Source organism: Arthrobacter sp. 05T410, assembly GCF_056396505.1.
Map to the genome: position 1 here is coordinate 1 of NZ_JBFTLP010000039.1, position 6,986 is coordinate 6,986.

At 64.4% G+C, this 6,986-nt stretch carries 5 protein-coding genes and 1 pseudogene; 2 read left to right on the top strand and 4 right to left on the bottom strand.

The genetic code is table 11. The annotated features are described in order from the left end of the window. Positions 1-574: 574 nt before the first annotated feature. Positions 575-1,018 carry a hypothetical protein gene (locus AC1DFR_RS22210; protein WP_476874486.1) on the bottom strand — a complete coding sequence of 148 codons (444 nt, stop codon included), beginning with the start codon at positions 1,016-1,018 and terminating at the stop codon, positions 575-577. Positions 1,019-1,416: 398 nt separating this feature from the next. Here AC1DFR_RS22210 and AC1DFR_RS22215 point away from each other — a divergent pair. Beyond that, positions 1,417-1,935, top strand: a pseudogene (locus AC1DFR_RS22215) (recombinase family protein); the annotation flags it as partial. Between the two features lie 1,241 nt (positions 1,936-3,176). Here AC1DFR_RS22215 and AC1DFR_RS22220 read toward each other — a convergent pair. The 3 genes from AC1DFR_RS22220 to AC1DFR_RS22230 all read right to left on the bottom strand — a co-directional run bounded on the left by AC1DFR_RS22220 (position 3,177) and on the right by AC1DFR_RS22230 (position 6,393). After that, positions 3,177-3,587 carry a hypothetical protein gene (locus AC1DFR_RS22220; RefSeq protein ID WP_476874487.1) on the bottom strand — a complete coding sequence of 137 codons (411 nt, stop codon included), beginning with the start codon at positions 3,585-3,587 and terminating at the stop codon, positions 3,177-3,179. Between the two features lie 189 nt (positions 3,588-3,776). Beyond that, a complete protein-coding gene (locus AC1DFR_RS22225; RefSeq protein WP_476874488.1) occupies positions 3,777-4,949 on the bottom strand; it encodes an alkaline phosphatase family protein in 1,173 nt (390 codons plus the stop codon). 283 nt (positions 4,950-5,232) lie between these two features. Then, positions 5,233-6,393 (bottom strand): alkaline phosphatase family protein, encoded by a 1,161-nt coding sequence (locus tag AC1DFR_RS22230; RefSeq protein ID WP_476874489.1) that lies wholly within the window; start codon positions 6,391-6,393, stop codon positions 5,233-5,235. Between the two features lie 342 nt (positions 6,394-6,735). On the opposite strand from AC1DFR_RS22230, the gene AC1DFR_RS22235 reads away from it, so the two are divergent. Continuing rightward, positions 6,736-6,986 (top strand): ArsR/SmtB family transcription factor (locus AC1DFR_RS22235; RefSeq protein ID WP_476874434.1); only part of this gene is annotated, 251 nt, incomplete at its 3' end.

The window sequence follows — 6,986 nt, forward strand, 5'->3', positions numbered from 1 at the left end:
GACAGACTTACGCGGTCCGGAAGTAGCTCGCCGGGACTGCATGGTCGGCGCCTGAAGGGGGTAATCACCGACTCTGTGACTCACGTACAGACAGACTCCCGGAGTTCGTGACTTCCGGGGTCCGGAGTGTCAGGGTCCAGGGTGGGCTGCGGTTCCCAGCAGGACCTCTGAATGACGGATGTTCGATGGCCGACTCCAATACCGTCCGTTTAGGGCATTTGCGTCAGGCTGGAGTCTGCCGCGACATTGCCTGACACTCTGCCGGCAAGGTCTAAGGGGTAACCCTGACACTCGCTGCGGGGGAGCGCGCAGGCAGCACCTGGCGATTGTTGCGTCCCGGGCCGAACGCCGTGTACCGCGCCGGAATCACTGCCTCGGGCCGCGCTCCCGCCGATGTGCCGTCCGTCCTTCGTAATACCCGGCGACGTTTTTGACTTGCACTTCTCCGGATTTATGGTTAATGAGTCCCCGCCACACCTCCCCCAAGTGGCGGCGTGGCCAGCAGTGAATGCCCCCGTACCGATCCCCCAACCGGTACGGGGGCATTTTGCGTCCTGCTAAGTGCGGCCCGCGTTCACGATGGCCGGGCAGTTCTGCCGGCGCCAGGGCGTCCCGGCCGTGCCGGTGCAGCTGATGGGCGGGTTCCCGTGAGTTGTCGACGGGAGCCCGCCGGAGTGCAGGCGGGGTGAAGGTCGGCAGCCGAGCCGGAGCCCAGAACATCGCGGAGCGACGTGAGGGCGGCATCGGCGTTGCGCAGGTGTATGGCGTCGGCGGTCCCGAGCGGGGCCAGGCGGCGGGTCAGGAGACCCAAGGCGGCAAAGATGTTGTCCAGGCCGGAAAGGGCGCGGACCATCCCGGCCAGGTCTGAGGGCGGGGGAGCGGCTGCGAAGAGAAGGATTCTGCGGCAAAGCCGCGTGCAGGCTTTCGCGTCGTCGATGCGGAAGGCGCGGATCATCGACGAACCGACGGCCGCGGCGCTGGTAAAGGCTAGCGCCAGATCTGGATCGATCGGGTCCATAACCTCATTGTGGTCGCCTCGCTGTCTGGAATGCCAGTCACTCCCGTAACACAAGCGTCGGGTCGTGTGGAACCTGCGCGTGTCGCCGTCTCTGACGCACCCAGTATGGAGGGTGCGCCGCGCGGCGTAGAGCGGTTCGCCCTTGCGGTCGCGGTGCCCACAGGTGGCCTGTTGGACGTGGCATCGAGCACCCATCTGGCATCTCAAATACGATCCATTACTGAGACGGCCGGCCGTTTTTGAGGTCGTGCGAGAAACGTCGAGGATCCTGCGGTTCGGCACGGACTATCGTTGTCTCAAAACCCGTCCAACAACCGATAGTCCCATAACGGTAAATTGCTCGGCTTTAAGAGAATGTGGGGACGTCCATGGCGATTATCGGGTAGGCGAGGGTTTCCACCACTGAACGGAACGTTGATCTGCAGCTCACGGCACTCCAGGCCGCCGGCGCAACCCGGACCTTCGCCGACAACGGCGTCAGCGGATCCACGGTCGAACGCCCTCAGCTCTCCAGAGCCCTGGACCGATTGGAGACCGGCGACGTACTCACTGTGTGGAAGCTGGACCGCCTGGGACGCAACACCCGGCACGTCCTGGACATCATCGAAGACATCCGGGAACGGGGAGCGGGTTTCCGGTCCGTCACTGAAGGGCTGGACACGACCGGGCCCATGGGGACCGCGATGCTGACGATCATGGCCGCCTTTGCGCAGCTGGAGCGGGACACGATGATCGAACGCACCCGGGCCGGCCTCGCTGCGGCCGCGGCCAACAACCGCCACGGCGGAAGGCCCCGCAAGGTCCACGACGCTGCCGCTGTACGGGTCAGGGAGCTCAAGGACAAAGGAATCAGTGCCTCCGACATCGGCAAGATGCTCGGAGTCTCCCGCGCCACCGTCTACCGGTACCTTCAATAGTCAATACAGAGAGAGCGATTCCGAAAGCCTGACATCAACGAGAGCTCGGGCATCCTCGTCGAATGCCCGGCAGTATCCCCGCAGGTGGGTGCCGTTCTGGCCGTACCTATGGGCTGCATTCGGCCTGACATATTCACCCTGACGGCCAACCGAATGAATCATCACAGTCGGTTGGCGCCAAGGCTAGCTGTGGGTACGATTTGGCCGGGTCTGGGGTGCTAAACAAAACAGGGAAGCGCGTAATAGCCGCACACAGCAGCATGGGCGAACGTCAGCTCCTGAGGTTCCGTAGGTCAGAGGTCATGGATCGTCGTATCGCAGCCCGGCTTTGGGGGGCCTCTTAGTTGTTGTTGTCTGGTTAGCGCCGTCCCCGGGCTTACATCCCTGATCCACCCATGGAACTCGGCTTCAGCACCGGTACCGCGTTCGGCGCACCATTCCGCCGCAAGATCAGCCTCTTCGAACTCGCCGGTTGTTTGTGTGTTGTAGGTCATGATTCGGACGACAACTCGGCTGTTGTGATGTCGGCGCCGGCCGGTCCTGGATTGCCCGGCGGCGGGCGTACGGGCCAGCGGCCAGCGGACTAAATCAGCGGTACCGCTTTCGAACCTGTCAACGCCGCCGTCCGGAGCGGGGCGGGAGACCAGAGGTTCCATCCGTTAGGTAGATTGCGGACTCTGCCCGTGAGAGGAGGCATCCAGCGTCTTGCGCCCCTCGTTGTTGGGGTTTCGTAGACGGTCGTCTGCGGAACGGCCGGCGGCACCGCGGGGCGTTCCTCATCGGCGGGTTTGTTTCGCCGCGTTGCCCCTCAGGCCATCTCCATCATCAGCGGAGGATGGAGACGGTCTCTGGAGTGCTAATCGTCATTCTGAGGGAGAAATGACGCTGTGGCGTGCCCCTGCCTGGGCTGCTGTGCCACGACGCAACAGTAGGGCGCTGACCTGCAGGTTTCCTTGGCCTTTCCGGGCGCCCGTCTCAGGGTTAGCTGATCGGCTCAGGCCCTGAGTGCCCGTTCCGCCCGGTCCTGATGGCCCTTGAAGCCAGCCGCGAGAAGCAGCAGCATGGAGTGCCGCGCCAGGGACAGCGGTTCTTCACCCGCGCCGGGCCCCCAATACCGTCCGCCTCGGCAATCATATCTGCCAGGATTCCCCGGTTCTGCGCGAACACCGCGCGCAGGGCAGCAACAGGGGGGCGACGGTACGCCCCGGATCGCAGGGCATTCGATGAGGGCATTCGGGCCGTTATCCTGCCAGAGTCTCCGGTGGCAGCGGCGGGGAGCCCGCTTGAAGCTGGTGTTCGGGTGGGCGCTTCAGGATCGGGGTTGCTGTTGTGTCGCTGTCTGGCTTATTCACCGCTGGATCCAACGCGGCGCGGATCGTCCGGGCAGCTTCCCGGTACCCGTCGCCCAGACCCGCAGCCCGGATCGTGTGGTTGGAGCCGTTGCCGTCAAACTGCTCTTCGATCCGCTCGCCCCGCTCAGCGAAGTCGGATGCCACGGATTCCACCTTCTCGATCCGGGCCAGTTGTTCCCGCACCATTGAAAGGAGGTAGCGCCGGTCCCGGACGTTCTGGTCGACGACCCCGTCCGCGTATTCGCTCTCGTCCGCAGCGAGCCGCGCTTGGATGGCGGCAAGTTCATCCGGGTCGCTCATTGGGCCCTCCTCTTTGAAGTTCTTGCCAACAGGGTAATCCGAACGGAGAGGAATGGGACCGGTGCTTACCACGAGACGGGGTCTCGTCCCTGTTGCCTGAACTTCAGGGAGACCGAACCAAGGCACGGGTCGGACCGGACCGCATTGAGTACCTCCTCCTCTGCTTCGGAAGCGGCGCCCACGCTGTCGTCAGGGGCTGGTAGCGGAGGGGACTACTGCCCAGACGTCGGTGCCGAACCTGGCGAGTCCGGGGGTGGCGGCGTAACCGAGGTGGGGGAGCCCGAACAGGTCCTCGATGCTTCTCAGGAGCGAGTAGTGGTTGTAGGGATTCGCGCTGGTTGTTCCGGGTCTGACGAAGGGGGACAGGATGAGCGCGCCGACGCGGCCCCCGCCCTTTCCGGCGCCCGGCCCGGCGGCGAAGGTTCCGTCCTGTGCAGCGGACGGCGGCAGCCCGGGATAGGGGACGTTCGGTCCGGAGGGTTCCCTGCAGCATGCGCTGGTATCGCCGCCGGCTTCGTCGTTGACGATGATGATGGCCCCGTCCTGCCGATAGGCGGGGGACGCCATGACCCGCGGGATCCAGGTCCGCAGCCATGCATCTTCGGCTCCCGGGCCGGCCGCCTGGCCCGGGCAGCTCTGGTCGTGTCCGTCATTGCACAGGCTCGGGGAGACCAAGGACAAATTAGGCGTGGTCGAGACGGTTGCCAGGTCCTGGGGCAGCCGGGCCAGGGAAAGTACGTTCGCGGCGCATGCGGGGGTGGGGGCGACAGAGGCGAAATAGAGGAACGGATTGTGCCGGGCTGCGTAGGCATCGCCGGTTGTGGCTTTCTGCGTCAAGTCTGCGGATCCGGGGCCCAGGGACGGCTTCCCGCAGGTGGGCTCTTCCCGGCCTGGGATGTTGCCCATGTCCTCCATGTATCCCTTCCAGGACAGACTTCTGCTCGTGAGCTGAGCGGTCAAGGTGGGTACCGGGGCGGGAAAGATGCAGCCGGCGGCGGCCTTGACCTGGCCTCCGGGTGCCTCGGAGGGATGCAGCATGTCCTGGTACTCAGGGCAGTCCATCTGGATATCCGCGTTCGGGGCGACACCGCCCAGGATGGCCATATAGTTCCCCATGCTGTAATGCGCCGTCCCGTAGTACTGGCTTAGCAAAACGCCCTGGCTTCGAAGCGGTTGAGCCAGATACGGGATCTGCGAGTTGGGGCCGTACGACTGTGCAAAGGACGCGTTCTCCAGCGCGATCACAAATACGTGGCGAACGGGTGGCAACCAGCCAGCGGAACCGGCCGGCTGGCTGCCGCCGAGACCGGCCAGCACCGCAAAGACCATGGTCATGCCCAGCAACAGCGATTTCCGGCGCATCAGACTCCTTGCCACAACGGTCGTGACAGTCCCCGCGCGGCGTGCGCCGCGCGGAAGGTGTTGATCCTGTGCCCACAATAGTCTCCCCGTCCCGAACCCCGGTCAACGTCTCAAGCGCTGCCCTCAGCCGCACCGCAGGTTGGCCGGGGAATATGCCTTGAGCCTGCCGGTGCGCTGCTGTGCCAGACCGCAACAGTAGATTCTGAAACTGCGGTTTTTCTTGCCATGTGGGAGCCCCGGGACCAGGAAACGGCGGTGCGTGGGGATTCGGTGAGACGGGCGATTACCGGGCGTTGAAGACGTCCGGGCCGAAGCTGTTCAGGCCCGGCGCCGCGGCGTATCCGAGCCGGGGTACTGAAAAGATGTCCTCGATGCTGGCAAGTAGGCTGTAGTGGTTGTACATCGTGTCCGACGTCGTTCCCCCCTTGGTGAACGGCGAGATCACCAGCGCCCCGACCCGACCGCCCGCCGTGCCCCCGGCGACTCCCGACGGGCCGGAGGCCTTGGCTTCGGTTTCGTCGAAGGTGATCACCAGCACCCCGTCCTGTTTGTAGGCCGGAGAGTCCAGGATGGCCGGAACCTGCCGCTGCAGCCAGCCGTCGGCGCTTTCGAGACCGCCCGGGCTCCCGTCGACGCAGGGGCTGTCGTGCCCGTCATTACACAGGTTGGGTGTGATGTAGGAAAGGTTCGGTGTCGTGTCCGTGGACTTCAGGTCATCAGCGAAGTGGGTGTAGTCCACCACGTTGTTCTGGCAGTCCGGGGACGATGTTATTTCCTCAAAATACACGAACGGGTTGTGGCGCGTTGCGTACTGGTCGCCCTCCTTCGCCTTGTGATGGTCGTCCTTAGAGCCGGGCTCGGGATGCTTGCAGGGAGTGCCCATGTCCTCCATGTAGCCTTTCCAGGTCTTGCCGGCGGAACTGAGCTGGCCTGCAAGCGTCGGAACCGAGGCCGGGTACACACAGCCGGTGCCCTGCACCTGGGCCAGTTCGGATGTTCCGGTTTGTTTGAACCCGGCATATACCGGGCAATCGGCGCGCGTCATGGCGTTCGAACCCTGCCCGGAAATCTGGGCCAGATAGTCGGGGAGGGAGTTGTGGTCTGTCCCGTAATACTGGGAGAGCAGCACGCCCTGTGCGCGCAGGGTCTTCGACAAGTAGGTGGCCACCGAACTGGCACCCCAGACCTCGTTGTAGTCGTGGTTCTCCAGATTGATCACGAAGACGTGGCCGGGCTTCCCCGCGGCCTGTGTGGATTGTGCGGAGGGGGTTGTCGTAGGAGTGCCGGGGGTGGCCGTTGTCTTTCCCTGCCCCGGCGATGGCGCGCCTCCTGGCGGGGTGGGCTCACAGGCCGTGGCCGCCACGGCGAGGATGGCTGCAAGAATCAGCGCCGCGGGACGTGCCGCACGGCTTAGTCCCAGGAAATTTGCGACATTCCGGCTCATCGGTTCCGGCTTTCTCTCTGGCCCGGCTCCCGACGGGCCAGGTGCCAAGTGGCGTCTACCGTTCCACACCAGAATCAACATTGTCTCTGTAGCCCCTGAGTAAGCGCTGTGAAGCCTCTCGGCCTCGGGACTCCACGGCCGGGCCCCCGCACGTTTTCCAGAGACAGGACGGCTATTTCTGGCCCCACTTGGTGACCCGCCGGGCACTTGCGACGGTTATCTGTGACCGCCTTCAACGTTGGATTCGCCAGTGGATGGATGCGGCGGAAGGCCGGTCCGGATGGAATCGAAGGCGGCGTAAGTACTTTGACTGGTACGTAACCGACTTGGTACAGAAGGGTCATGGAAGCCGCTCTAAAAGCCCTCGCGGATGATAGCCGACGGAGAATGCTGGAGGCCCTTGCTGACGGCCCGGCAACCGCGGGTGAACTGGCAGCGCTCCTACCGATTGCACGCCCGGGTGTCTCGCGGCACCTGCGGGTGCTGCGAGAAGCGGGTCTGGTCGAGGTGCACCAAGAAGCGCAACGGCGGGTTTACTCCCTCCGCCCACAGCCGCTCACTGAGATCTACGACTGGCTRGATCGATACGTGGC

What these genes read in the sequence shown, in the direction of transcription:
- AC1DFR_RS22230 (WP_476874489.1), bottom strand. Translation starts at nt 6,393, where the DNA reads ATGAGCCGGAATGTCGCAAATTTCCTGGGACTAAGCCGTGCGGCACGT.
- AC1DFR_RS22220 (WP_476874487.1), bottom strand. Translation starts at nt 3,587, where the DNA reads ATGAGCGACCCGGATGAACTTGCCGCCATCCAAGCGCGGCTCGCTGCG.
- AC1DFR_RS22225 (WP_476874488.1), bottom strand. Translation starts at nt 4,949, where the DNA reads ATGCGCCGGAAATCGCTGTTGCTGGGCATGACCATGGTCTTTGCGGTG.
- AC1DFR_RS22210 (WP_476874486.1), bottom strand. Translation starts at nt 1,018, where the DNA reads ATGGACCCGATCGATCCAGATCTGGCGCTAGCCTTTACCAGCGCCGCG.